Consider the following 22,990-nt stretch of genomic DNA (forward strand, 5'->3'; position numbering starts at 1 on the left):
CCCATTTTGAATCTATACCTTTCACCCGTAGCGCGGAGCCCTCGCATGTCCGGCAATACCCTCGGCACGCTGTTTACCGTCACCACCGCCGGCGAAAGCCATGGCCCGGCGCTGGTCGCCATCGTCGACGGTTGCCCACCCGGACTGCCCCTGGACACCGCCGACCTGCAGCGCGACCTGGATCGGCGCAAGCCCGGCACCAGCCGCCACACCACCCAGCGCCAGGAAGCGGACGAGGTGGAGATCCTGTCCGGGGTCTTCGAAGGGGTCACTACCGGCACGCCGATTGGCCTGCTGATCCGCAACACCGACCAGAAGTCCAAGGACTACTCGGCGATCAAGGACCTGTTCCGCCCGGCCCACGCCGATTACGCCTACCACCATAAATATGGCCTGCGCGACTACCGCGGCGGCGGTCGCAGCTCGGCGCGGGAAACCGCCATGCGTGTGGCGGCCGGTGCCATCGCCAAGAAGTACCTGGCGACCCAGGGCATCCGGGTGCGCGGCTACATGAGCCAGCTGGGTCCGATCGAGATCCCCTTCAAGACCTGGGATAGCGTGGAAGAGAACGCTTTCTTCAGCCCCGACCCTGCCAAGGTGCCGGAGCTGGAGGCCTACATGGATCAGCTGCGTCGCGACCAGGATTCGGTGGGTGCGCGCATCACCGTGGTCGCCGACGGCGTGCCACCCGGTCTGGGCGAGCCCATCTTCGACCGCCTCGACGCCGAACTGGCCTATGCGCTGATGAGCGTCAACGCGGTCAAGGGTGTGGAAATTGGCGCCGGCTTCGCCAGCGTCGCCCAACGCGGTACCGAGCACCGTGACGAGCTGACCCCGGAAGGCTTCCTGTCCAACAACGCCGGTGGCGTGCTGGGCGGCATCTCGTCCGGCCAGCCCATCGTTGCCCATCTGGCGCTCAAGCCCACCTCCAGTATCACCACTTCGGGACGCTCCATCGACGTCCACGGCAATCCGGTCGAACTCATCACCAAGGGTCGCCACGATCCCTGTGTGGGCATCCGCGCCACTCCCATCGCCGAAGCCATGATGGCCCTGGTGTTGATGGATCACCTCCTGCGCCATCGCGCGCAGAACACCGAGGTGCGGGTCTCCACGCCCGTCCTGCCCCAGCTCTGAGCACCTGTTCATGATCAGCTGCGCGTCGGCCAAACAGCGTTGAAAATGCCTTCGGAATGCTCATTTACCTTTTGTAAACTCCGCTTCCTCAGGCATTTTCGCCTTGTTTGCCTCTAGCTCGCGAGATCCTGAACGCGCGCCAGGCACCGGGCAGACGATGCCGGTTCCCTATTGGCGACTGTCAGGCTTCTACTTCGCCTACTTCGCCTTGTTAGGTGCCACGGCGCCCTACCTGGGGCTGTACTTCCACCACCTGGGCTTTTCCGGCACCGCCATCGGCCAATTGGTGGCCATTCCCATGCTGATGCGGGTGCTGGCGCCTAATCTCTGGGGCTGGCTGGCCGATCGTACCGGGCGCCGGTTGAGCATCGTCCGCCTGGGCGCCGCCTGCACCCTGCTGTGTTTCTCCGGCATCTACCTGGGCCAGGGGTTCGCCTGGCTGGCGCTGATCATGGCGGGCCATGCCTTCTTCTGGCACGCCGTGCTGCCCCAGTTCGAAGCCATCACCCTGGCCCATCTGCGTGACCAGCCCCAGCGCTATGCGCGTATCCGCCTCTGGGGCTCGGTGGGTTTCATCGCCGCGGTGGCCGGACTCGGCTGGGCCTTCGAATACGTCAGCCTGGATCTCTATCCGGCCTATCTGCTGCTGGTGATGGCGATCATCCTGCTCGCCTCGCTCGCGGTGCCCGGGGTGGCGGTGGATCCCGGCCAGCGCTCCGAGGCGCCGGCCGAGCCCTTCCTGACCACCCTGCGGCAACCACGGGTACTGGCCTTCTTCGCTGCCGCGGCGCTGATGCAGCTGTCCCACGGCCCCTACTACACGGTCTTCACCCTGCACCTGGAAGCCCTTGGCTATGGCCGTGGTGTCATTGGCCAGCTCTGGTCCCTGGGGGTGATCACCGAGGTGCTGATCTTCCTGTTCATGCCCCAGCTGCTGGCGCGGATCGCCCTGACCACCCTGCTGGTCGGCGCCTTCCTGATCGCTGCCGGGCGCTGGCTGCTGCTGGGCGCCCTGGCGGACCAGTTGCCAGTGCTATTGTTCGCCCAGCTCCTGCATGCGGCCACCTTCGCCTGCTTCCACGCCGCCGCCATTCAGTTCGTCCAATCCCATTTCGACCGCCGCCGCCAGGGCCAGGCCCAATCGCTCTACGCGGCACTTTCCGGGGCTGGCGGTGCGCTGGGCGCGCTGTATGCTGGCTATGCCTGGCAGGTATCCGGCGCTCTTGCCGCCTTTGCCGGTGCCTCCTTGGCGGCATTGGCAGGGGCCTTCCTCATCCTCTTGTCCGTTAGGAGAACCCTCCATGATCCAGCAGCGTGAGCAACTGGCCCAGGAAATCATCGACGCCGGTCGCTTCCTCTATGGCCGCGGCTGGTCGCCGGCCACCAGTAGCAACTACTCGGTACGGCTGTCCGACAGCCGCCTGCTGCTGACCGTCTCCGGCAAGCACAAGGGTCAACTTGAGCTGGACGACATCCTCGCCACGGATCTCGACGGTACCCCGCTGGAGGACAAGAAGCCTTCCGCGGAGACGGCGCTGCATACCCAGCTCTACCGCTGGCAGCCGGAGATCGGCGCGGTACTGCATACCCATTCGGTGAACTCGACGGTGCTCTCGCGCCAGCTCCAAGGCGATCGTCTGCTGCTGGATGGCTATGAGCTGCAAAAAGCCCTGCACGGCGTCACCACCCATGACGTCAGGGTGGAGATCCCGGTGTTCGATAACGACCAGGACATCCCGCGCCTGGCCGACCAGGTGCAGACCTGGCTGGACGTGCACCCCGACTGCGTGGGGTACCTGATCCGCGGACACGGCCTCTATACTTGGGGCCCGCGCATGGCCGATGCCTTGCGCCACGTGGAAGCCTTCGAATTCCTCTTCGAATGCGAACTCAAGACCCGGAGCCTGCGCCCATGAGCCGACTGACCGTCTACCATGATGCCGAACCCCGCCAGCCGCTGAAGGTGATCAGCGATGGCGAACACATCGCCGCCACCCTGGCCGAGGTCGGGGTGCGTTTCGAGCGCTGGCAGGCCACCGCACCGGTGGCGCCCGGTGCCAGTCAGGAGGAGGTGATCGCCGCCTACCGGCCGGAGATCGACCGCCTGATCCAGGAGCGCGGCTACCAGACCGTCGACGTCATCAGCATGAGCCCGGAGCACCCGCAGAGGGAGGCATTGCGTGCCAAGTTCCTCGAAGAGCACCGTCACAACGAGGACGAGGTGCGCTTCTTCGTCGCCGGTCAGGGCCTCTTCACCCTGCACATCGACGACCAGGTCTATGCCGTACTCTGTGAGAAGGATGACCTCATCTCGGTGCCGGCCGGCACGCCGCATTGGTTCGACATGAGCGAGTCGCCGTCCTTTGTCGCCATCCGCCTGTTCGACAATCCCGACGGCTGGGTCGCCCACTTCACCGGTGTGGACATCGCCCAGCGCTTCCCGCGCCTGGAGGTCGAGGCGTGACCATCAAGGGCATCCTGACCGACATAGAAGGCACCACCAGCGCCGTCAGCTTCGTCTTCGACGTGCTCTTTCCCTATGCCCGCGAGCATCTGCCGGCCCATGTCCGTGCCCATGCCGGGGAGCCGGCAGTAGCCGAACAGCTCGACGCCGTGCGCGCCGAAGCCGGCGAGCTGGATGCCGATGTGGAGCGAGTGATCGTCATCCTGATGGAGTGGCTCGCCAGCGACCGCAAGGCCACGCCGCTTAAGGCGCTGCAGGGCCAGGTGTGGGAGGAGGGCTATCGCGCTGGCACGCTCCAGGGGCACGTCTATCCCGACGCCGTCCAGGCCCTGCGCCAGTGGCACGCTGCCGGTATTCCACTGTACGTCTATTCCTCGGGCTCGGTGCAGGCGCAGAAGCTGATCTTCGGCTGCTCCGAGCATGGTGATCTCACTCCGCTGTTTTCCGGGTATTTCGATACCCTGACCGGCGGCAAGCGCGAGGCCGAGTCCTATGCGCGCATCGCCTCGGCTACCACCCACGTGCCGGCGGAACTGCTGTTCCTGTCCGACGTGGTGGAAGAGCTGGATGCCGCGCGGCAGGCCGGTCTGCCCACCTGTGGCCTGGTGCGTGCCGGCGGCCAGCTGGGCGATCATCCTTGCGTTACGTCCTTCGCCGACATCGATCTCGCCGCCTTCGGTTGACGCTCATGGCCGGCGCCGCTGCCAAGCGAGCCGGCCGAACTCCACGCCCTCATCGCCAGTCCCAATTGACGAGACCTTTGTCCTCGCAACGGGAGTCGCGACATGATCAATTCCACCATCGGCGGTGTACTGGGCTTCATCGTCTTCCTGCTCGACATCTGGGCAATCGTCAATGTGATCCGCAGTGATAGCACCAGCAACGCCAAGATCGTCTGGACGGTGCTCATCATCGTACTGCCGGTGATCGGCCTGATCGCCTGGGCCGCCGCCGGTCCGCGCGGCAATCGATCGGCCACCGCGCCTACCCATAAAGGCTAGTCAGCGCAACGCTGGAGCCTGTCACATCCAGCTCTTACAATGCCCGGCTTTTGGTCGGGCATTGTCTGTCTCGGCCAGCTACCTGCGGAGATCGACATGAGCGACTACCTGGAAACCCTCTACGACGGCTACGGTCAGCGGTTCACCGTCCAGCGCCTGCTCCACGAGGTGCGGACCGAGCATCAGCACCTGGTGATCTTCGAGAACGCGGTGCTGGGCAAGGTCATGGCCCTGGATGGCGTCATCCAGACCACCGAGGCCGATGAATTCATCTATCACGAGATGCTGACCCAGGTGCCCTTGCTCGCCCATCCGGCCCCGCGGCGGGTGCTCATCATCGGCGGCGGTGACGGCGGCATCCTGCGTGAAGTGGCCAAGCATCAGGGCGTCGAGCACATCACCATGGTCGAGATCGATGGCTCGGTGGTGGAGATGTGCAAGGAATACTTCCCCGGTCATTCGGCGGGTGCCTTCGACGATCCGCGCCTGAATCTGGTAATCGACGACGGCATGAATTTCGTCGCCAACACCACCGAGCGCTACGACGTCATCATCTCCGATTCCACCGACCCCATCGGCCCGGCCGAGGTGCTCTTTTCCGAGAATTTCTATGAGGCCTGCCACCGCTGCCTGAACGACAACGGGGTGATGGTCGCGCAGAACGGTACCCCGTTCCTGCAGCTGGACGAGGTCAAGACCACCGCCAGCCGCCTGTCCGGGCTGTTCGCCGATTGGCACTTTTATCTGTCGGCGGTGCCTACCTACATAGGGGGCGTCATGACCCTGGCCTGGGGTAGCAAGGACCCGACCTTGCGTCGGCAGAGTGCCGAAACCCTGGCGCAACGCTACAGTGATACAGGCATCCAGACCCGTTATTACACCCCGGAGCTGCATGCCGCTGCCTTTGCTCTACCTCGATACGTGCTGGAGGCCATCGGTAAGGCGTAAGCCCTGGCGGTCGCGGCACCGTTCGAGTTCTCAGCCGCGACTCGCTGGCGTCGGTAGCGATGGCCAGCGAGACGATCATCCGAACCAGAGGAGGGAAGTCCTATGTCCTTGTCGTTTGCCGATGATGTGAGCTTGAACCTGCTGCAGCGGATGAAAGAGGGCGGCTTCGATTTCGCCCGCTTTCATCCCATCGACTTCTTCGCCATCTTCGCCGATGAAGGCAAGGCCCGCATCGCTGCGGACCAGTTTCACGGCGAGTCCCTTAACGCCCAGGTGGTGCCCCACGAAGAGGGCGGCTGGCACCTGCAGGTCAGCAAGGTGATGTTCGCTACCCACGCCACCATCGATGATTTCGAAAGCGATCTCGAGGCCGTGGTGGTACCTCTCGGCGGGCAGCTCGATGGCTGGGGCGTCACCCAGGAAGTCAACCGCAGCCCCGCCTGATCCCACGCGTTGCGAGGCGGCATCCCGGACGGGATGCCCGTCTCATCTTCGGTAACCGTCGCGCCCCTCAATCATCGCACTTTCCGCTTGGCGCACCGTCTTAGGCTCATGACGGAAACGTTGCGGTGCATGCGCACGCTTACGTGCCTGGCTTTGGTGCACCGCGCGCCTCGCAGCTACGCGAGGGCCTGATCTTGAGGGCCCTTACGGTGGCACGCGGCTTGCGACGCTGCACCGTGGGTGACAAGGAGATCGGCATGAGCCGCCAACTGTATAACGAGATGTACGACGTCCAGGCGCAATGCCGACCGCACTATGGTCGCTATGCCCAGTGGCTGAAGGAAACACCCCCTGAACTCCTGGCCCAGCGCCGCCGCGAAGCCGACCTGCTGTTCCATCGCGCGGGTATCACCTTCACCCTCTATGGGGACGAGCAGGGCACGGAACGTCTGATTCCCTTCGACGCCCTGCCGCGGGCGATTCCCGCCAGCGAGTGGCAGATCATCGAGCGAGGCTGCATTCAGCGGGTCCAGGCGCTGAACATGTTTCTCCATGACCTCTATCATGACCAGCGCATCATCAAGGCCGGGGTCATTCCGGCCGAGCAGGTGCTGGCCAACGACCAGTACCAGCTGGCCATGCAGGGGCTGGATCTGCCCAACGGCATCTATGCCCATATCGCCGGTGTCGATCTGGTCCGCGACGGCGATGGTGCCTACTACGTACTGGAAGACAACCTGCGTACTCCGAGCGGGGTGTCCTACATGCTCGAAAACCGCAAGATGATGATGCGGTTGTTTCCCGAGCTGTTCACCCTGGAGCGCATCGCGCCCATCGACCACTATCCGAACATCCTGCTCGATACCTTGCGCAGCTCCACCCCGGTCAATAACCCCACGGTGGTGGTCCTCACACCAGGCCGTTTCAACAGCGCCTACTTCGAACATGCCTTCCTGGCTCGTGAGATGGGCGTGGAACTGGTGGAGGGGGCCGACTTGCTGGTGCGCGACGAACAGGTGTTCATGCGTACCACGTCGGGCTTCCGAAAGGTCGATGTCATCTACCGACGTCTCGACGATGCCTTCCTTGATCCCCTGGCCTTCAATCCGGACTCCATGCTCGGCGTGCCGGGCCTGCTGGCCGCCTATCGCGCCGGTAACGTCATCCTGGCCAATGCCATCGGCACCGGGGTCGCTGACGACAAGTCGATCTATCCCTATGTGCCGGAGATGATCCGCTTCTATCTCAGTGAGGAACCCATCCTCTACAACGTGCCCACCTGGCAGTGCCGCAAGCCGGACGAGCTGTCCCATGTGCTGGCCAATCTGCCCGAGCTGGTCGTCAAGGAAGTCCATGGCTCCGGCGGCTACGGCATGCTGGTCGGTCCCGCCGCCAGCAGCATGGAGATCGAAGCCTTTCGCGCGCGGCTCAAGGCCAATCCCAGCGCCTACATCGCCCAACCGACCCTGTCGCTGTCCACCTGTCCGACCTTCGTCGAAAGCGGCATCGCGCCGCGGCACATCGACCTGCGGCCCTTCGTGCTGTCCGGGCGCAAGACGCGTCTGGTGCCCGGCGGCCTGACCCGGGTCGCGCTGCGGGAAGGCTCGCTGGTGGTGAATTCCTCCCAAGGCGGCGGCACCAAGGACACCTGGGTGGTCCAGGACTAGATCGCCACAGAACAGTGGCCGCCACGGCGGCCCCGCAAGGACCTTTGAAAGGCGACCCCACCATGTTGAGTCGTACCGCTGCCGATCTGTACTGGATGTCCCGCAACCTTGAGCGCGCCGAGAATCTCGCGCGGATGCTGGACGTGAGCTATTCGCTGTCGATGATGCCGCAGAGCGGGCAGGGCGGAGGCCTGGATGAATTGGCCATGCCACTGCTCATCACCGGCACCCTGGATGACTACCGGGAAAAGCACGGGGCCCTGCACCCCGAGCGCCTGCTGCACTTCTTCGCCCTGGACGAGCGCAATCCCGGCAGCATCTATTGCTGTCTGCAGGCCGCGCGCAGCAATGCTCACGCAGTGCGTGGGCGCATCACCGCCGACATGTGGGAGAACGTCAACGCTACCTGGCTGGAGATGCGCGAGATCGCCGTCACCGGCCTGATCCGCTTCGGCATCAGCCGCTTCTGCGAATGGGTCAAGGAGCGGTCCCACCTGTTCCGTGGGGCCACCGTCGGCACCATCATGAGAAACGACGCCTATCGTTTCATCCGCCTGGGTACCTTCGTCGAGCGCGCTGACAACACCCTGCGCATGCTCGACGCCCGCTACCAGGTACTGGGCGAGGAGGAGGCCGAAGCCATCAGCGACGCCTCCGCCCGCGGCTTCTATCAGTGGAGTGCGCTCTTGCGCGCCCTGAGCGCCTTCGAGGCCTACACCGAGCTCTATCGCGATGCCCTCAATGTGCGCAACGGTGCCGAGTTGCTGTTGTTGCAGGAAGACCTGCCACGCTCGCTACTGGCCTGCGTGATCGAACTGCACCGGGTGCTGGCCAGCCTGCCCGGGGAGAACGGCCGCGAGGCCAAGCGCCTGGCCGCCGGCCTGGAGGCGCGGCTGCGCTATACCAGCATCGACGAGGTGCTGGACGAAGGGCTGCATGCCTGGATCGGCGGCTTCATCGTCCATGTCCGCCAGCTCGCCAGCGCCATCAACACCGCTTATCTGGAGGCCGTATGAGGCTCGCGATCCATCACGAAACGCTGTATCGCTACGCCGATCAGGTTCGCGCCAGCATCCAGTACCTGCGGCTCACGCCCCAGGATGACGCGCGTCAGCGAATCCTCGGCTGGGAACTGTCGTTGCCGCGCCCGGCGCGGGCACAGCGCGATCCCTTCGGCAACATCCTGCATGTCCTGACCCTGGACACCCCGCATGACGCCATCACTATCACCGCCAGTGGTCAGGTGGAAATCGACGAGGGCTTCGAATCCGAGCCCTGCCAGGCCTCACCCTTTCCCTTCCTGCGTCAGACCCGCCTGACGGACGCCGACGAGGCCCTGACGGCCTTCGCCCGTGACATCTGCGACGGTCGCCGGGATCGCGCCACGCTGATCCAGCTCATGGAGCGGCTACACGAGCGCATGACCTATCTACCTGGCTCCACCGAGGTGGATGGCAACGCCGCCCAGGCTTTCGCCAAGGGCGCTGGCGTCTGCCAGGACCATGCCCATGCCTTCCTGGCCTGCGCCCGCAGTCTGGGCATTCCGGCGCGCTACGTGTCCGGCTATCTATGCACCGACGACAGCGCGCACCTCTCCAGCCATGCCTGGGCCGAAGCCTGGCATGAAGGTGCCTGGTACAGCTATGACGTCACCAATCGCCTGATCCGGCCGGAGCGCCACCTGCGCCTGGCCATAGGCCTGGACTACCTCGATGCCTGTCCGGTACGGGGCATGCGCCGAGGTGGTGGGGTAGAGCAGATGGAAGCCAGGGTGCTGGTCGAGCCGCTGCAGCAGGTGCAGCAACAGCAATGATCAAAGGTGCCTGCAACAGACGCGGAGGCGGCCAGGGGCCACCTTCGTCTGTTGCGCTGCCATAGAGCAGCCTTACGGCAATGGCACAGGTGTCGTCCACGATAGGTCTGCTCGCCAGATCGGTGTGAACAGGTAAGGCAAGCCAATGCTCTATTGCCTGCTAGCGATGGCGTGCGCGGCGCGCTGTCTTCTTGTCATCCGCAGCGACGTGCCGTTAGGGCTGCCGCTGGTACCGATGGTCCAGCCACGATTCATTCGGATGCAGGTCAGTAGCCGGCGCTTCGGGGATGCAATGAACCCGGCGTCCAGGCCTCATGCAAGGGCTGGGCGAAGGGACGCGCCTGCGAACGGTGGTCCTGGGAGATCAGCCAAAGAACCGCGAGAGGTTGGGTATGACCAACACCACGGTGGTAACGATAAATACGAAGCTCGCCTGACGCCACTTGGGGACGGGATTCTTGAACATGACTCGGGGCCTTTATTGTTAGCTGTTTAGAGCCTTTACGTCTTCAGCGCGTAGCGCTTGCGCAACAGCGGCATGTAGCTACTGATTCCCGCGGACTTAAGCACTATCCAGTAGCTATAGAACATAAATTTCAGTTTTGTGGCAGGTAACGACCAACTGGTTATCAAAAGTGTCGTCTTGCAATATTTCTCCTTTGCTTTCAGGCGATTAGTGAATTGGTTACGACGCTACCATTGGTCGGACGCCTGACAGGCGGGCGGGCTAGCAACAGCGACCGGCCGGTCATCCTGTGAACGGTGCTTACGACCCCTCGCGCCAGTGCGTCGTGCAAATGCATGAATAGATTGAAGAAAAAGCTTGCCATCGAAATCGTCTTTGCCTATAGTTGCGCGCCTCGGTGATGCAGATGCAGATGCCGAGCAAATCTGGTGAGGTGTCCGAGCGGTTGAAGGAGCACGCCTGGAAAGTGTGTATAGGAGAAATCTTATCGAGGGTTCGAATCCCTCCCTCACCGCCAGATCTGAGAGAACCCCTGAGAGCCAAGCTCCAGGGGTTTTTTCTTGCCTGCGATTCGGCCAGGCGCCAGGAATTCAGGCGGCCTGACTGAAGCTTGCCGCGGTATCCCGGGCGCTTGGCAGTACGGCGGTGAGCTGTTCCAGGTCGATGCTGGCGAACAGCGGGCCGCCCAGGTCCTGCACCTTGCTGTCACCGGCGTTCTCGTGAAGGACCTCGGCCACGGCCACTGCCTGGGCCACGATCAGTGCATAGCCCTTGCCCTCGGGCGCCTGCAGCGGACGCGCCTGGAAGGCGATGGCGTCGCGCAGTACCTGGGGCAGCTGCCAGCGGCGGGCCAGTTCCGCACCGACTTCCGGATAGCCGAAGCCCAGTTGCAGAGTCTCGTCGGCGGCGCGGTGGCTGCTGGCGGTCGCGCGACCGGCCAGGCTCGGTGCCAGTTCGGGCGCGCCGCTCTGGATCAGCAATTCGCCAATGTCATGCAGCATGCCGCAAGTGAAGGCGGTTTCCTGGTCCAGGCCGGCCTGCTTGGCCAGTGGCTTGCACAGGCTGGCGACCAGAAAACTGTTGTACCAGAAGGCCTGCAGGTCGAAGCCAGGCGCGGCCTTGAAGCCGCTGGCGAAGGCCGAGGCCAGCACCAGGGTGCGCAGGGTGTTGAAGCCCAGGCGCAGGGCAGCGTCTTCGATACTGGTAGATTCGCGGGCGCCACGGAAACGCGCCGAGTTGGCCAGGCGCAGTACCTTGGCGGCAATGACCGGGTCACGCGCCACGGTGCGCGACAGGGTTTCGATGCTGGTGTTGGGGTCGTCGAACTGCTGGATCAGGACCTGCGCCACTTCGGGGGCGTTGGGCAGGTTGTGCAGCTGGGCAAAGAGGGTATCGAGTTGCATGGGCGTCTCCGCGAAAAGGGTTACATCTCCTTACACCCTCGTCATCGGTCGCCTGCGCAGATTTCTGTAGCGGTCATGTGACGATCGGTCGCAGCCGGAGTGGCCGCGACCGGGTAGCCAAGCAAAATTGCTTTGCTGATCAGGTAATTGCTGCAAGAAAGCCAGGCATGCCTGGCCGCGCCATTACCGTTCGTCGAGAGCGAAATCGACCTGGGTCAGGCCCGCTTCGCTGGCTTCCAGCACCCAGCCTCGGCGGTCCCAGTCCCCCAGCACGATGCGCTCGGCCGGCTGGCCATCGAGCAGCAGCTCATGGCGAGCGGGTCTGTGGGTATGGCCGTGGATCAGCGTCGTCACCTGGGCAGCGCGCATCTCTCGCTCGACCTCGGCCTCGGTGACATCGGTGATGTCCATGGCCTTGGCCCGGGTCTGCTGGCGACTCTCGCTGCGCAGCTTGCGCGCCAGCTTCTGGCGGCTGGCCAGCGGCAGGTGGCGCAGTACGAAGAGGGTGAGGGGGTTGCGCAGGATGCGGCGCAGCTTCTGGTAGCCCTCGTCACGGGTGCAGAGGGTATCACCATGCATCAGCAGCACCCGGCGGCCGTGGAAGTCGGCGATATGGCGATCCGGCAGCAGGCGGCAGCCGGCCTGGCGGCAGAAGGCCTTGCCGATGAGGAAGTCGCGATTGCCATGCATCAGGTAGACGGCCGTGCCGCTGTCCGCCAGCTGGCGCAGGGCGGTGGCGATCTCCTGCTCGAAGGGACCCATGGCGTCATCGCCGATCCAGGCCTCGAACAGATCCCCAAGGATGTACAGCGCCTCGGCACCGCGGGCGCGGTTCTGGAGGAAATGCAAAAACGCCCGGACCAGGTCCGGGCGTTGCGGTTCGAGATGCAGGTCTGAGACCAGTAAAATCACTCGACGATCTCGGCCTTCTCGATGATCACGTCTTCGCTCGGCACGTCCTGGTGACCGGCCTTGCTGGTGGTGGCGACGGCCTTGATGGCGTTGACCACGTCCATGCCCTCGACGACCTTGCCGAACACTGCATAGCCCCAGCCCTGGCTGGTAGGCGCGGTGTGGTTGAGGAAGGTGTTGTCGGACACGTTGATGAAGAACTGCGCCGAGGCGGAATGCGGATCCATGGTACGAGCCATGGCGACGGTGCCGATCTCGTTGGAAACGCCGTTGTTGGCCTCGTTCTTGATCGGGGCGCGGGTCGGCTTCTGCTTCATGCCCGGCTCGAAACCACCGCCCTGGACCATGAAGTTGCTGATCACACGGTGGAAGATGGTGCCGTCGTAGTGACCGCTCTTGACGTATTCCTTGAAGTTGGCCGCGGTTTCAGGCGCCTTGTCCTCGAACAGTTCCAAGGTGATGACGCCGTGGTTGGTGTGCAGCTTGATCATGGCAGCGAATCCGTAGCTAAGGGGGACAGCATCCAGACCCGGCGAGGGCCTCAAGGGTTTCGCCGGGACTTGACGGGTTGGGCTATGATACGGGTTTACCTTTGCTCGGCCTACCCTGGCCGTGCGCCTGCCCAGTTAAGGATCCCATGAGCAAGCCGACTTCCGACTCGTCCACCGCCGCCAAAGCCGCCCCCGCGCATTTCCTGCGGCAGATCGTCCAGGCTGACCTGGACGCCGGCAAGCAGGCCAAGATCGTCACCCGCTTTCCCCCCGAGCCCAATGGCTACCTGCACATCGGCCACGCCAAGTCGATCTGCGTGAACTTCGGCCTGGCCAAGGAATTCGGCGGCGACTGCCATCTGCGCTTCGACGACACCAACCCGGCCAAGGAAGACCAGGAATACATCGACGCCATCAAGAGCGACGTGCACTGGCTGGGCTTCGACTGGGCCGGCGAGGTGCGCTACGCCTCCGCCTATTTCGACCAGCTCTATGCCTGGGCGGTGAACCTGATCGAGCAGGGCCTGGCCTATGTCTGCGACCTGACGCCCGAGCAGGCTCGCGAATACCGCGGCAGCCTCACCGAGCCGGGTCGCAACAGTCCTTTCCGCGACCGCTCGGTGGCCGAGAACCTGGACCTCTTCGCCCGCATGAAGGCCGGCGAGTTCAAGGACGGCGAAAAGGTGCTGCGCGGTAAGATCGACATGGCCTCGCCCAACATGAACCTGCGCGATCCCATCCTCTATCGCATCCGCCACGCCCATCACCACCAGACCGGTGACGCCTGGTGCATCTACCCGAGCTATGACTTCACTCATGGTCAGTCCGATGCCCTGGAAGGCGTGACCCACTCCATCTGCACCCTGGAGTTTGAGGACCATCGTCCGCTGTACGAGTGGTTCCTGGCCAAGCTGCCGGTGCCGGCCCAGCCGCGCCAGTACGAATTCGCCCGCCTCAACCTGAACTACACCGTCACCAGCAAGCGCAAGCTCAAGCAACTGGTGGACGAGGCCCATGTGCAGGGTTGGGACGATCCGCGCATGTCGACCCTGTCGGGCTATCGCCGTCGTGGCTACACCCCGGCCGCCATCCGCAACTTCTGCGAGATGATCGGCGTGACCCGCTCCAATGGCGTGGTCGACGTGGCCATGCTGGAATTCGCCATTCGCGAGGACCTGGACCAGAACGCGCCGCGTGCCATGTGCGTGCTCAAGCCGCTCAAGGTGGTGATCACCAACTACCCTGAGGGCCAGGTGGAAAACCTGGAGCTGGCGCGGCATCCCAAGCAGGATCTGGGGCTGCGTCAGCTGCCCTTTGCCCGCGAGCTGTACATCGACCAGGGTGACTACGAAGAGAATCCGCCCAAGGGCTACAAGCGCCTGGAGCCGGGTGGCGAGGTGCGCCTGCGCGGCAGCTACGTGATCCGCGCCGACGAGGCCATCAAGGATGCCGACGGCAACGTGGTCGAGCTGCGTTGCAGCTACGATCCGGACACCCTGGGCAAGAACCCGGAAGGGCGCAAGGTCAAGGGCGTGATCCACTGGGTGCCGGCCGAGGGCAGCGTGGAGTGCGAGGTGCGCCTCTACGATCGCCTGTTCCGTTCGGCGCAGCCGGAGAAGAGCGAGGAGGGCGGCAGCTTCCTCGACAACATCAATCCTGATTCCCTGGTGGTGCTCAAGGGCTGCCGTGCCGAGCCGTCGCTGGCCCAGGCTCAGCCGGAAGACCGCTTCCAGTTCGAGCGCGAAGGCTACTTCTGCGTCGATCTGAAGGATTCGGCGCCGGGCAAGCCGGTGTTCAACCGTACCGTGACCCTGCGCGATTCCTGGGGGCAATGATGGCGCTGCACCTCTACAACACCCTGACCAAGACCAAGGAAGCCTTCACGCCGCTGGTACCGGGGCAGGTGCGCATGTACGTCTGCGGCATGACCGTCTACGACTACTGCCACCTGGGTCATGGTCGCAGCATGGTGGCCTTCGACGTCATCACGCGCTGGTTGCGCCATAGCGGCTATGAGCTGACCTATGTGCGCAATATCACCGACATCGACGACAAGATCATCAACCGCGCCAACGCCAACGATGAGCCCTTCACCGACCTGGTGGCGCGGATGATCGAGGCGATGCACGAGGACGAGGCACGGCTGAATATCAAGAAGCCGGACCAGGAGCCGCGCGCCACCGATCACATCGATGGCATGCACGCCATGATCCAGACCCTGATCGACAAGGGCTATGCCTATGCCCCGGGTAACGGTGACGTCTACTACCGGGTCAACCGCTTCGCCGGCTACGGCAAGCTGTCGCGGCGGCGCGTCGAGGACCTGCGCATCGGCGCTCGCATCGAGCCGGGCGAGGCCAAGGAAGATCCCCTGGACTTCGTCCTGTGGAAGGCCGCCAAGCCGGGTGAGCCGAGCTGGCCGTCGCCCTGGGGCACCGGGCGTCCGGGCTGGCACATCGAGTGCTCGGTGATGTCCACCTGCTGCCTGGGCGACACCTTCGACATCCACGGTGGCGGCAACGACCTGGAATTCCCGCACCACGAGAACGAGATCGCCCAGAGCGAGGCGGCCACTGGCAAGCCCTACGCCAACGCCTGGCTGCACTGCGGGATGATCACCATCAATGGCGAGAAGATGTCCAAGTCCCTGGGCAACTTCTTCACCCTGCGCGAGGTGCTGGAGAAGTATCACCCGGAAGTGGTGCGCTACCTTCTGATCGCCAGCCACTACCGCAGCCCGATCAATTACTCGGAAGACAACCTACGCGAAGCCAAGGGCGCCCTGGAGCGCTTCTACCACTCGCTCAAGGGTTTGCCCCAGGCTCCGGCGCAAGGCGGCGAAAGCTACGCCGAGCGCTTCGCCCAGTGCATGGACGACGACTTCAACACCGCCGGTGCCTGCGGCGTGCTGTTCGAACTGGCGCGTGAGATCAATCGCCTGCGCGAGAGCGATCCCGCCGCCGCGGCCGGTCTGGCCGGGCGTCTGCGCGAGCTGGCTGATGTGCTGGGTGTGCTGCAGCTGGAGCCGGAAGCCTTCCTGCGCGCCGATGCGGCGGGCCGGGTGGATGCGGCCGAGGTCGAGGCACTGATCCAGGCGCGCCTGAGCGCGCGTGCCGAAAAGAACTGGGCGGAATCCGACCGTATCCGCGACCAGCTCACCGCTCTGGGCGTGGTGCTGGAAGACGGCAAGGGCGGTACGACCTGGCGCCTGGCGGAGTAGGAGTCATGGCCGGGTGAATGACGGCTCCGCCTCCTTCACCCGGTGCAAGACACTTCGATCCCGTCCCTGGAAAACGCTGCGCGGTTTTCCAGGCTATCGGTACGGATTCTCTTGTAGGAGCGGCCCATGGCCGCGATCACCCTCTACCGCCGCTCCACCGTCAATCCCATAGGGTGGACAACGGCGCAGCCTTTTCCACCACCCCAATCCTCAGGGCTTCTTGCGCGCCTTGCCGAAGCCGGGTGACTTGCGTACCGACTTGACCTTGGGCTTGCCATCTTCCACCCAGCGCCCCAGCGGCTTGTCGGACACCGGTGCGCCGACCTTGGGCTTCTTCGGCTTCTTGGGCTTTTTCACCACCAGCCCGTTGGGCCGGGTTTCCGGAACACGGTGATCGGGGATGAAGTCCGGTTCGTCGCGGCGCGGCAGGACCTGGCCGATGAGGGTCTCGATTGCCGCCAACTGGTCCACCTCGTCGGCGCAGACCAGCGAAACCGCCTGGCCCTGGTTGCCCGCGCGGCCGGTCCGGCCAATGCGGTGCACGTAATCCTCGGCGACGATGGGCAGGTCCAGGTTGACCACCAGGGGCAGGTCCTGGATGTCCAGGCCGCGGGCGGCCACGTCGGTGGCGACCAGGATGTCCGCCTCGCCAGCCTTGAAGCGAGCGAGGGCGCGCAGCCGCGCCGGCTGGGGCTTGTCACCATGGATGGATTCCGCCGCCAGGCCTTCGGCCTGCAGCACCTCCACCAGTTGTTCCACGCCCTTGCGCGTCTTGGCGAACACCAGCACCTGCTGGCGAGGACCGCTGCGATAGAGGTGCAGGAAGAGTTCGGTCTTGCGCTTCTTGTCCACCGGCACGACCCACTGCTTGACGGTCACGGCAGCCGTATTGCGCGGGCTGACGTCGATGGTCTGGGGATCGCGCAGCACCGGGGCGGCCAGCTGGCGCACGGCGTCGGAGAAGGTCGCCGAGAACAGCAGGGTCTGGCGCTTGCGCGGCAGCATGACGAACAGCTCGCCCAGTTGGCGGGAAAAGCCGAGGTCGAGCATGCGATCGGCTTCATCCAGCACCAGCAGCTGCACCTGATCGAAGCGCACGGCGTTCTGGCTGAACAGGTCGAGCAGGCGACCCGGGGTCGCCACCAGCACATCGACACCCTTGCGCAGTTTCATCATCTGCGGATTGATGCTCACGCCGCCATAGGCCACCGCGGTGCGCAGCGGCAGGTGCCGGGCATAGTCATGCAGGCTGGCATGGACCTGCTCGGCCAGTTCGCGGGTAGGTGTGAGGATCAGCGCACGGATATGGTTGGGCGCCACCGCCGGACCTTCCTGCACCAGTCGCTGCAAGAGCGGCAGCCCGAAGGCGCCGGTCTTGCCGGTACCGGTCTGGGCCGCGGCCAGCAGATCGCGTCCGGCCAGCACCGCCGGGATGGCCTGGCGCTGGATGGGAGTGGGGGAGCTGTGCTCCAGCGCAGCGAGCGCCTGCAGCAGCGGATCGATGAGGCCGAGGTCGGCAAAGGTCATGACAGGCCCGGATGGCGACGAAAAGGGAGCGAATTCTAGGCTGACTGTGATGCGCGCTCAAACTTTGTAGCCAAGCGGCGGCTGCGGGCTGAATCCGGACGCGGCATAGTGGTCAGTTCTGCGTCCACAGGAGAGCCCATGAGCGATACCTCTGCCTTGCCCCCGGTACTGGCCGGTCCGCTGTTGCGCCGGGTCGAGTCGTCCCGGTTGCTGCTCTGGCTGGTGACCACCACCGCCGAGCCACCTGTGCCGCGGCTTTGGCAGGGTGAGGCCGTGTGGGGGATACAGAGCGAGGTCCAGTGCCTGCGCCTGGGCGAGCAGGCCTATCTGCAGTTGCTGGACGTCAGGCCCGAGATCGAGCTGCCGCTGGATACCTTCATCCAATACGACCTGCAATTGAGCGCGGGCGGGATCCGCGACTGGGCGCCGCATCTGCTCTCGGCCAACGGCGACCTGCCACGCCTGGTGCTGCGCGCCCGCTTCGATCATCTGCTCCATGGTTCCTGTCGCAAGCCCCATCATTCCTCGGCCGATGGCTTGGTCGCGGTCGATCGCCTGCTGCAGGACTGTGCGGCGCCCGAGGAGCGGCCGGCGGCGCTGCTGCTCACCGGCGACCAGGTCTATGCCGACGACGTGGCCGGCCCCATGCTGCTGGCCGTACAGGCGCTGATCCGGCGCCTCGGCCTTTATGGCGAATGTCTCGAAGGCGCCGTGGTGGCGGACAGCGATGCGCTGATGGCCCATGCCGCCAACCTCTATCACCGCGAAGACCTGCTGCCGGCCTTCAAGTCCAATCGGGCGCTGCGCGAGCGCTTCTTCGGTGGGGTGGAAAAGCCGATCTTCACCTCCACCAATGCCCACAATCATCTGGTGACCCTGAGCGAGGTGCTGGCGCTGTACCTGCTCAGCTGGTCGCCGACGCCCTGGACCCTGATCGAGGTCGTGCCACCCGTGCTCGACGACAAGGACCGCGAGCGGTACGCGGCCGAATCGGAGTGCATAAGGGCTTTCGTCGCGACGCTGCCCCAGGCGGCGCGGGCCCTGGCCGGAGTGCCGACCTTGATGATCTTCGATGATCACGATGTCACCGACGACTGGAATCTATCGGCGCGCTGGGAAGAGACCGCCTATGGTCATCCGTTCTCCCGCCGGATCATCGGCAATGCCCTGCTGGCCTATCTCCTCTGCCAGGCCTGGGGCAACGCGCCCGAGTCGGTGGCCGAACCCCTGGCGGCGGCCGATCGACTACTGGCCACGGCCGCCGAAGACGGCTGGCTGGATTGCCAGACGCAGAATGCCTGCATCGACGACCTCTTGCGTTTCCAGGGCTGGCACTATGTGCTCAAGACCGAACCGCCGCTGATCGTGCTGGACACCCGTACCCGCCGCTGGCGCAGCGAGCGGCGTCTGGGGCACCCCTCGGGGCTGATGGACTGGGAGGCCCTGTGCGAGCTGCAGCAGGAGCTGCTGGATCATCCCTCGGCGGTGATCGTCTCGGCCGCGCCCATGTTCGGCGTCAAGCTGATCGAGGCGGTGCAGCGGATCTTCACCTGGTTCGGCCAGCCGCTGATGGTGGATGCCGAGAACTGGATGGCCCACCCCGGTGCCGCCAAGACCATGCTCAATATCTTTCGCCATCGCCGTACCCCGGGCAACTATGTGGTGCTCTCCGGCGATGTCCACTATTCCTTTGCCTACGACATCCGTATTCGCGACAGGCGCGGCGAGCCACGGCTGTGGCAGATCACCAGTAGCGGTATCAAGAACGAGTTTCCGCCGCGTCTGCTGGCGACCCTGGACAGGCTCAATCGCTGGCTCTATGCGCCCTGGTCGCCCCTCAACGGCTTCACCAAGCGACGGCGCTGGGAGTTGCAGCCGCGTCTACCGGACCGTCGTGAGGCTGGCGAGCGCCTGTGGAACGGGGCCGGTATCGGTCAGGTGCTACTGGATGAGGAAGGGCGCCCGGCGGTGATCCGCCAGCACAATGCCAATGGCTCCCCAGCCACCGAGTTCGTCGAGCGCCCGGCCTGACGCTAGCGGCCGGCCAGCCAGCGCAACACGCCCTGGCCCGCTGCCCGACCACTGGCGAAGCAGGCGGTGAGCAGATAGCCGCCCGTGGGAGATTCCCAATCAAGCATCTCGCCGGCACAGAAGACCCCCGGCAGTTGCCGGAGCATCAGGCCGTCGTCCAGCGCCTCCAGGGGCACGCCGCCAGCGCTGCTGATGGCTTCCGCCAGGGGGCGCGGTCGGACCACGGTGAGGGGCACGGCCTTGCAGGCCTGGGCCAGCCGGGTCATGTCCTGGAAGGCCTCGGCCGGAGCCAGCTCGCGAAGCAGGGCGGCTCGGGCGCCGTCGATTCCGGCATGGCGCCGCAGATGGTTGGCAAGGGACTGGCTGCCACGGGGTCTGCAAAGGGCCCGGTCCAGTTCGGCCAGGTTGCGCTGGGGTGCCAGATCCAGGCTCAGGGTTGCCTGGCCGTCGCGGTCGATGGCCGTACGGATCTCGGCAGCTAGCGCGTAGACCAGGCTGCCTTCGATCCCGGTATCGGTCAGGACGAATTCGCCCTGGCGCGCTGGCCGGCCGGGCAAGGCCAGGGCGGCGGGCTTGATCGGCGCGCCGGCATGGCGGGTCTTGAGAAAATCGCTCCAGCCCTTTACCTCGAAACCGCAGTTGGCCGGTTCCAGTGGGCGCAATTCGATGCCGCGCGAGGCCAGCAGGGTTTGCCAGGCGCCATCCGAGCCCAGGCGTGGCCAGCTGCCGCCGCCCAATGCCAACACACAGGCTTGTGGTTGCAACAGCCGTTCACCTTCTGGAGTGGCGAGGCGTAGCCGGCCTTCGGTGTCCCAGCCGAGCCAACGGCTGCGGGTATGGATCCGCACCCCTTGGTCACGCAGGCGATGTAGCCAGGCGCGCAGCAGCGGCGCGGCCTTCATGTCGGCGGGAAACACCCGCCCCGAGGTGCCGACGAAGGTCTCGATGCCCAGCTCATGTATCCAGGCGCGCAAGGCTTCGCTGTCGAAGGTGTCGAGCCAGACGCCTACCTGGCTTTCGCGCTCACGGTATCGCTGACGGAACGATGCCTGCTCTTCAGCATGGGTGATGTTCATACCGCCCACGCCTGCCAGCAGGAACTTGCGGCCGACAGAGGGCATGGCATCGAAGAGGTCGACAGGCATGCCGGCTGCGGCCAGGGTCTCGGCCGCCATCAGACCGGCGGGGCCACCCCCGATGACAGCGACGGCAGGGGTGGAAGGGGAGAGCGGCATGGCGGCATCCAGGGGACTACGGAAAGGCCGCCATTGTACGCGAGGTGCTAGGCTCTTAGACCACGCCGGCTTGGCCCAGTGGCGCTGCCAAGGGCTCTTCCAGGCGCTCGGGCACCAGTGGCTCGGTCCGGCCAGGCGTGAGGATCACCTTGCGACAGTCTTCCTGCTTCTTGTCGAAGATCTTGTAGCCTTCGACCGCCTGCTCCAGGGACATCCGGTGGGTAATGATTGCCTCAGGGGCGAGATCGCCGCGCTCGATGTGTTCGAGCAGCTCCGGCAGATAGCGCTGGACATGCGTCTGGCCCATCTTGAAGGTCAGGCCCTTGTCGAAGGCGTCGCCGAACAGGAAGCCATGGATGAAGCCGGCATAGACCCCGGGGACACTCACGGTGCCACCGCGTCGTACGGCCGCGATGCACTGGCGCAGGGCCTTGCCACTGCTGCCTTCCAGCTTGAGGTTGGCGAGAATGGTCTCGGTGGTGCTGCCCTTGGCCTCGAAGCCCACGGCATCCACGACTCCGTCCACGCCCCGCTTGCCGGGCGTCTGCTCGATGATGGTGGCCGCTGGATCGTCGTCCTCGTCGAAATTGATCGGGATGACGCCATAGGTCTGCTGGGCATAGGCCAGGCGGTAGGGGTGGTGGTCGACCATGAAGATACGGTCGGCACCCAGCATCCGCGCGCAGGCGGCCGACAGCAGGCCGACCGGTCCGGCGCCATAGATGGCGATGCTCGAACCCTGGCCGATGCCGGTGTTGAGCACGGCCTGCCAGGCGGTGGGCAGGATATCGGAAAGGAACAGTACCTTTTCGTCAGCGAGGGTGCCGGGCACCTTGAAGGGGCCGGTATTGGCCTTGGGTACGCGCACGTATTCGGCCTGGCCGCCCGGTACGCCACCGTAGAGATGGCTGAATCCGAACAGCGCCGCGCCCGGCGGGATCTGCTTCTTGTTGAGAATGGCGCCGCGCCCGGTATTGGTGGTCTCGCAGGCCGCGTAGAGATCCTGGTTGCAGAAGAAGCAGCTGCCGCAGGCGATGACGAAGGGAATCACTACCCGGTCGCCTTTCTGGACCGCGGTGACGGCTGGTCCGGTTTCCTCGACGACGCCCATGAATTCGTGGCCGAAGATATCGCCATGCTCGACCGTGGGAATCTTGCCGCGATACAGGTGCAGGTCCGAGCCGCAGATGGCCGTGGCGGTTACCCGCAGGACGATGTCGTCGGCATCCTGGATGGTCGGATCAGGTACGGTATCGACACGGACATCGTGGGCACCGTGGTAGGTCAAGGCTCGCATGGCGGTCTCCGTTGGGTAGCGTTTACCTAGAGGTGGAGGCCGCCGCCAGCCGAGCGGTTCCGCAACGTCAGACCGATGGTATGGCACCTTGATGGCGACCGATCACCGGCTTTCGCTGCCATTGCCCGGTCCAGAGCCGGGCAAGCGGGACGGCGTCAACGGTTGCGGATGTAGACGGCCTTGCCGGCGCTGCCATCGGCGGGATCCCGTTCCTGAACCTCGAATCGATCGCCATGGGCCTTTACCAGACCGCTGAACTTGCGATGCCCATAGAGGCGGGCATCGAAGTCCGGACGCACCTTGCCCAAGTTGGTACCGACCAGCCCCAAATTCGCCCAGCCGCCTTCGTCGGAGGCATCTTCCACCGCCTGTTCGATGAGCTTGAGGATGGCGCTCAACTTGGGCTTGCCGCGGTTGCTGCTGGCGGGCTTGTCGGCAGGCGTCGTCTCGCGATTCTCCTCGCGTGGCTTGGACCTGAGAATCTCGGTGTAGATGAATCTGTCGCACGCCGAGACGAAGGGATCCGGCGTCTTCTCCTCGCCGAAGCCATAGACCGTCAGCCCTTCCTCGCGCAGTCGCGCGGCCAGGCGGGTGAAGTCGCTGTCGCTGGAGACCAGGCAGAAACCATCGAAGCGCCGGGTGTAGAGCAGGTCCATGGCGTCGATGATCAGGGCGCTGTCGGTAGCGTTCTTGCCCTTGGTGTAGCCGAATTGCTGCACCGGCTGGATGGAATGGTCGAGCAGCACCTTCTTCCAGCTGTTCAGTTGCGGCTGGGTCCAGTCGCCATAGATGCGCTTGACGCTGGCCACGCCGAAGCGGGCGATCTCGGCCATGAGCCCGTCGACGATGGCGGCGGGTGCGTTGTCAGCGTCGATCAGCACGGCCAGGCGTGCCTGGCTGGATTCAGATGTCTTGGCGGTCTTGCTCATGAAAA

The 22,990-nt window shown here is 64.7% G+C and carries 21 protein-coding genes and 1 tRNA gene; 15 read left to right on the plus strand and 7 right to left on the minus strand.

All coding sequences use genetic code 11. The features are described 5' to 3' along the window. Window positions 1-45 precede the first annotated feature (45 nt). From aroC to ACUCV0_RS08340, 12 genes are all read left to right on the plus strand, one after another. A complete protein-coding gene (gene aroC / locus ACUCV0_RS08285; protein ID WP_313647522.1) occupies window positions 46-1,137 on the plus strand; it encodes a chorismate synthase in 1,092 nt (363 codons plus the stop codon). Window positions 1,138-1,294: 157 nt separating this feature from the next. Continuing rightward, the gene (locus ACUCV0_RS08290) at window positions 1,295-2,455 is read left to right on the plus strand and encodes an MFS transporter (RefSeq protein ID WP_313647523.1); all 1,161 of its coding nucleotides are present in this window, start codon (window positions 1,295-1,297) and stop codon (window positions 2,453-2,455) included. Beyond that, window positions 2,439-3,053, plus strand: a complete 615-nt coding sequence (locus ACUCV0_RS08295; RefSeq protein WP_059315433.1) for a methylthioribulose 1-phosphate dehydratase — start codon at window positions 2,439-2,441, stop codon at window positions 3,051-3,053. Before ACUCV0_RS08290 ends, ACUCV0_RS08295 begins: the two co-directional genes overlap by 17 nt. After that, the gene (locus tag ACUCV0_RS08300) at window positions 3,050-3,601 is read left to right on the plus strand and encodes a cupin domain-containing protein (RefSeq protein ID WP_313647524.1); all 552 of its coding nucleotides are present in this window, start codon (window positions 3,050-3,052) and stop codon (window positions 3,599-3,601) included. The genes ACUCV0_RS08295 and ACUCV0_RS08300 overlap by 4 nt, the downstream gene beginning before the upstream one ends. Next, a complete protein-coding gene (gene mtnC / locus ACUCV0_RS08305) occupies window positions 3,598-4,284 on the plus strand; it encodes an acireductone synthase (protein WP_313647525.1) in 687 nt (228 codons plus the stop codon). Before ACUCV0_RS08300 ends, mtnC begins: the two co-directional genes overlap by 4 nt. 105 nt (window positions 4,285-4,389) lie before the next feature. Next, entirely contained in the window at window positions 4,390-4,602 is a 213-nt protein-coding gene (locus ACUCV0_RS08310) for a PLD nuclease N-terminal domain-containing protein (protein ID WP_420480519.1), read from the plus strand. A 96-nt stretch (window positions 4,603-4,698) separates the two neighbouring features. After that, on the plus strand, window positions 4,699-5,550 hold the full coding sequence (speE, locus tag ACUCV0_RS08315; RefSeq protein WP_271655319.1) for a polyamine aminopropyltransferase: 852 nt from the start codon (window positions 4,699-4,701) through the stop codon (window positions 5,548-5,550). A 102-nt stretch (window positions 5,551-5,652) separates the two neighbouring features. Continuing rightward, entirely contained in the window at window positions 5,653-5,994 is a 342-nt protein-coding gene (locus ACUCV0_RS08320) for a ribonuclease E inhibitor RraB (protein WP_059315428.1), read from the plus strand. Window positions 5,995-6,251: 257 nt separating this feature from the next. After that, window positions 6,252-7,661, plus strand: coding sequence for a circularly permuted type 2 ATP-grasp protein (locus tag ACUCV0_RS08325; protein ID WP_313647527.1), 1,410 nt, complete (start codon window positions 6,252-6,254; stop codon window positions 7,659-7,661). A 62-nt stretch (window positions 7,662-7,723) separates the two neighbouring features. Next, complete coding sequence (locus ACUCV0_RS08330) at window positions 7,724-8,677, plus strand: alpha-E domain-containing protein (protein WP_059315426.1); 954 nt, start codon at window positions 7,724-7,726, stop codon at window positions 8,675-8,677. Then, window positions 8,674-9,474: a transglutaminase family protein gene (locus tag ACUCV0_RS08335; RefSeq protein WP_059315425.1), complete on the plus strand. Its 801-nt coding sequence runs from the start codon at window positions 8,674-8,676 to the stop codon at window positions 9,472-9,474. The genes ACUCV0_RS08330 and ACUCV0_RS08335 overlap by 4 nt, the downstream gene beginning before the upstream one ends. Before the next feature lie 893 nt (window positions 9,475-10,367). Continuing rightward, a tRNA-Ser gene (locus ACUCV0_RS08340) sits at window positions 10,368-10,457 on the plus strand. Between the two features lie 73 nt (window positions 10,458-10,530). Here ACUCV0_RS08340 and ACUCV0_RS08345 read toward each other — a convergent pair. From ACUCV0_RS08345 to ACUCV0_RS08355, 3 genes are all read right to left on the minus strand, one after another. Further along, window positions 10,531-11,343 (minus strand): HDOD domain-containing protein, encoded by an 813-nt coding sequence (locus ACUCV0_RS08345; protein WP_482212486.1) that lies wholly within the window; start codon window positions 11,341-11,343, stop codon window positions 10,531-10,533. 183 nt (window positions 11,344-11,526) lie between these two features. Further along, a complete protein-coding gene (lpxH, locus tag ACUCV0_RS08350) occupies window positions 11,527-12,255 on the minus strand; it encodes a UDP-2,3-diacylglucosamine diphosphatase (protein WP_313647528.1) in 729 nt (242 codons plus the stop codon). Next, window positions 12,252-12,746, minus strand: a complete 495-nt coding sequence (locus tag ACUCV0_RS08355) for a peptidylprolyl isomerase (RefSeq protein ID WP_059315422.1) — start codon at window positions 12,744-12,746, stop codon at window positions 12,252-12,254. Before ACUCV0_RS08355 ends, lpxH begins: the two co-directional genes overlap by 4 nt. Window positions 12,747-12,892: 146 nt before the next feature. Here ACUCV0_RS08355 and ACUCV0_RS08360 point away from each other — a divergent pair, with 146 nt between their 5' ends. Beyond that, entirely contained in the window at window positions 12,893-14,581 is a 1,689-nt protein-coding gene (locus ACUCV0_RS08360; protein WP_313647529.1) for a glutamine--tRNA ligase/YqeY domain fusion protein, read from the plus strand. Continuing rightward, window positions 14,581-15,966, plus strand: coding sequence for a cysteine--tRNA ligase (gene cysS / locus ACUCV0_RS08365; RefSeq protein WP_313647530.1), 1,386 nt, complete (start codon window positions 14,581-14,583; stop codon window positions 15,964-15,966). Before ACUCV0_RS08360 ends, cysS begins: the two co-directional genes overlap by 1 nt. Before the next feature lie 210 nt (window positions 15,967-16,176). Here the strand turns inward: cysS and rhlE1 are convergent, their stop codons facing one another. Beyond that, window positions 16,177-17,493 (minus strand): RNA helicase RhlE1, encoded by a 1,317-nt coding sequence (gene rhlE1, locus ACUCV0_RS08370; RefSeq protein ID WP_434774518.1) that lies wholly within the window; start codon window positions 17,491-17,493, stop codon window positions 16,177-16,179. Between the two features lie 138 nt (window positions 17,494-17,631). Between rhlE1 and ACUCV0_RS08375 the strand changes: the two genes are divergently transcribed. Continuing rightward, complete coding sequence (locus ACUCV0_RS08375) at window positions 17,632-19,524, plus strand: alkaline phosphatase family protein (protein ID WP_313647532.1); 1,893 nt, start codon at window positions 17,632-17,634, stop codon at window positions 19,522-19,524. Between the two features lie 2 nt (window positions 19,525-19,526). On the opposite strand, the gene ACUCV0_RS08380 is transcribed toward ACUCV0_RS08375, so the two are convergent. The 3 genes from ACUCV0_RS08380 to ACUCV0_RS08390 form a co-directional block, all read right to left on the minus strand. Next, window positions 19,527-20,759: a TIGR03862 family flavoprotein gene (locus tag ACUCV0_RS08380; protein ID WP_482212487.1), complete on the minus strand. Its 1,233-nt coding sequence runs from the start codon at window positions 20,757-20,759 to the stop codon at window positions 19,527-19,529. A gap of 55 nt (window positions 20,760-20,814) precedes the next feature. Next, on the minus strand, window positions 20,815-22,056 hold the full coding sequence (locus ACUCV0_RS08385) for a zinc-dependent alcohol dehydrogenase (protein WP_059315416.1): 1,242 nt from the start codon (window positions 22,054-22,056) through the stop codon (window positions 20,815-20,817). A gap of 155 nt (window positions 22,057-22,211) precedes the next feature. Next, window positions 22,212-22,985 (minus strand): NYN domain-containing protein, encoded by a 774-nt coding sequence (locus ACUCV0_RS08390; protein ID WP_059315415.1) that lies wholly within the window; start codon window positions 22,983-22,985, stop codon window positions 22,212-22,214. Between the last annotated feature and the right edge of the window lie 5 nt (window positions 22,986-22,990).

Source organism: Pseudomonas sp. VMV1 (assembly GCF_056790235.1).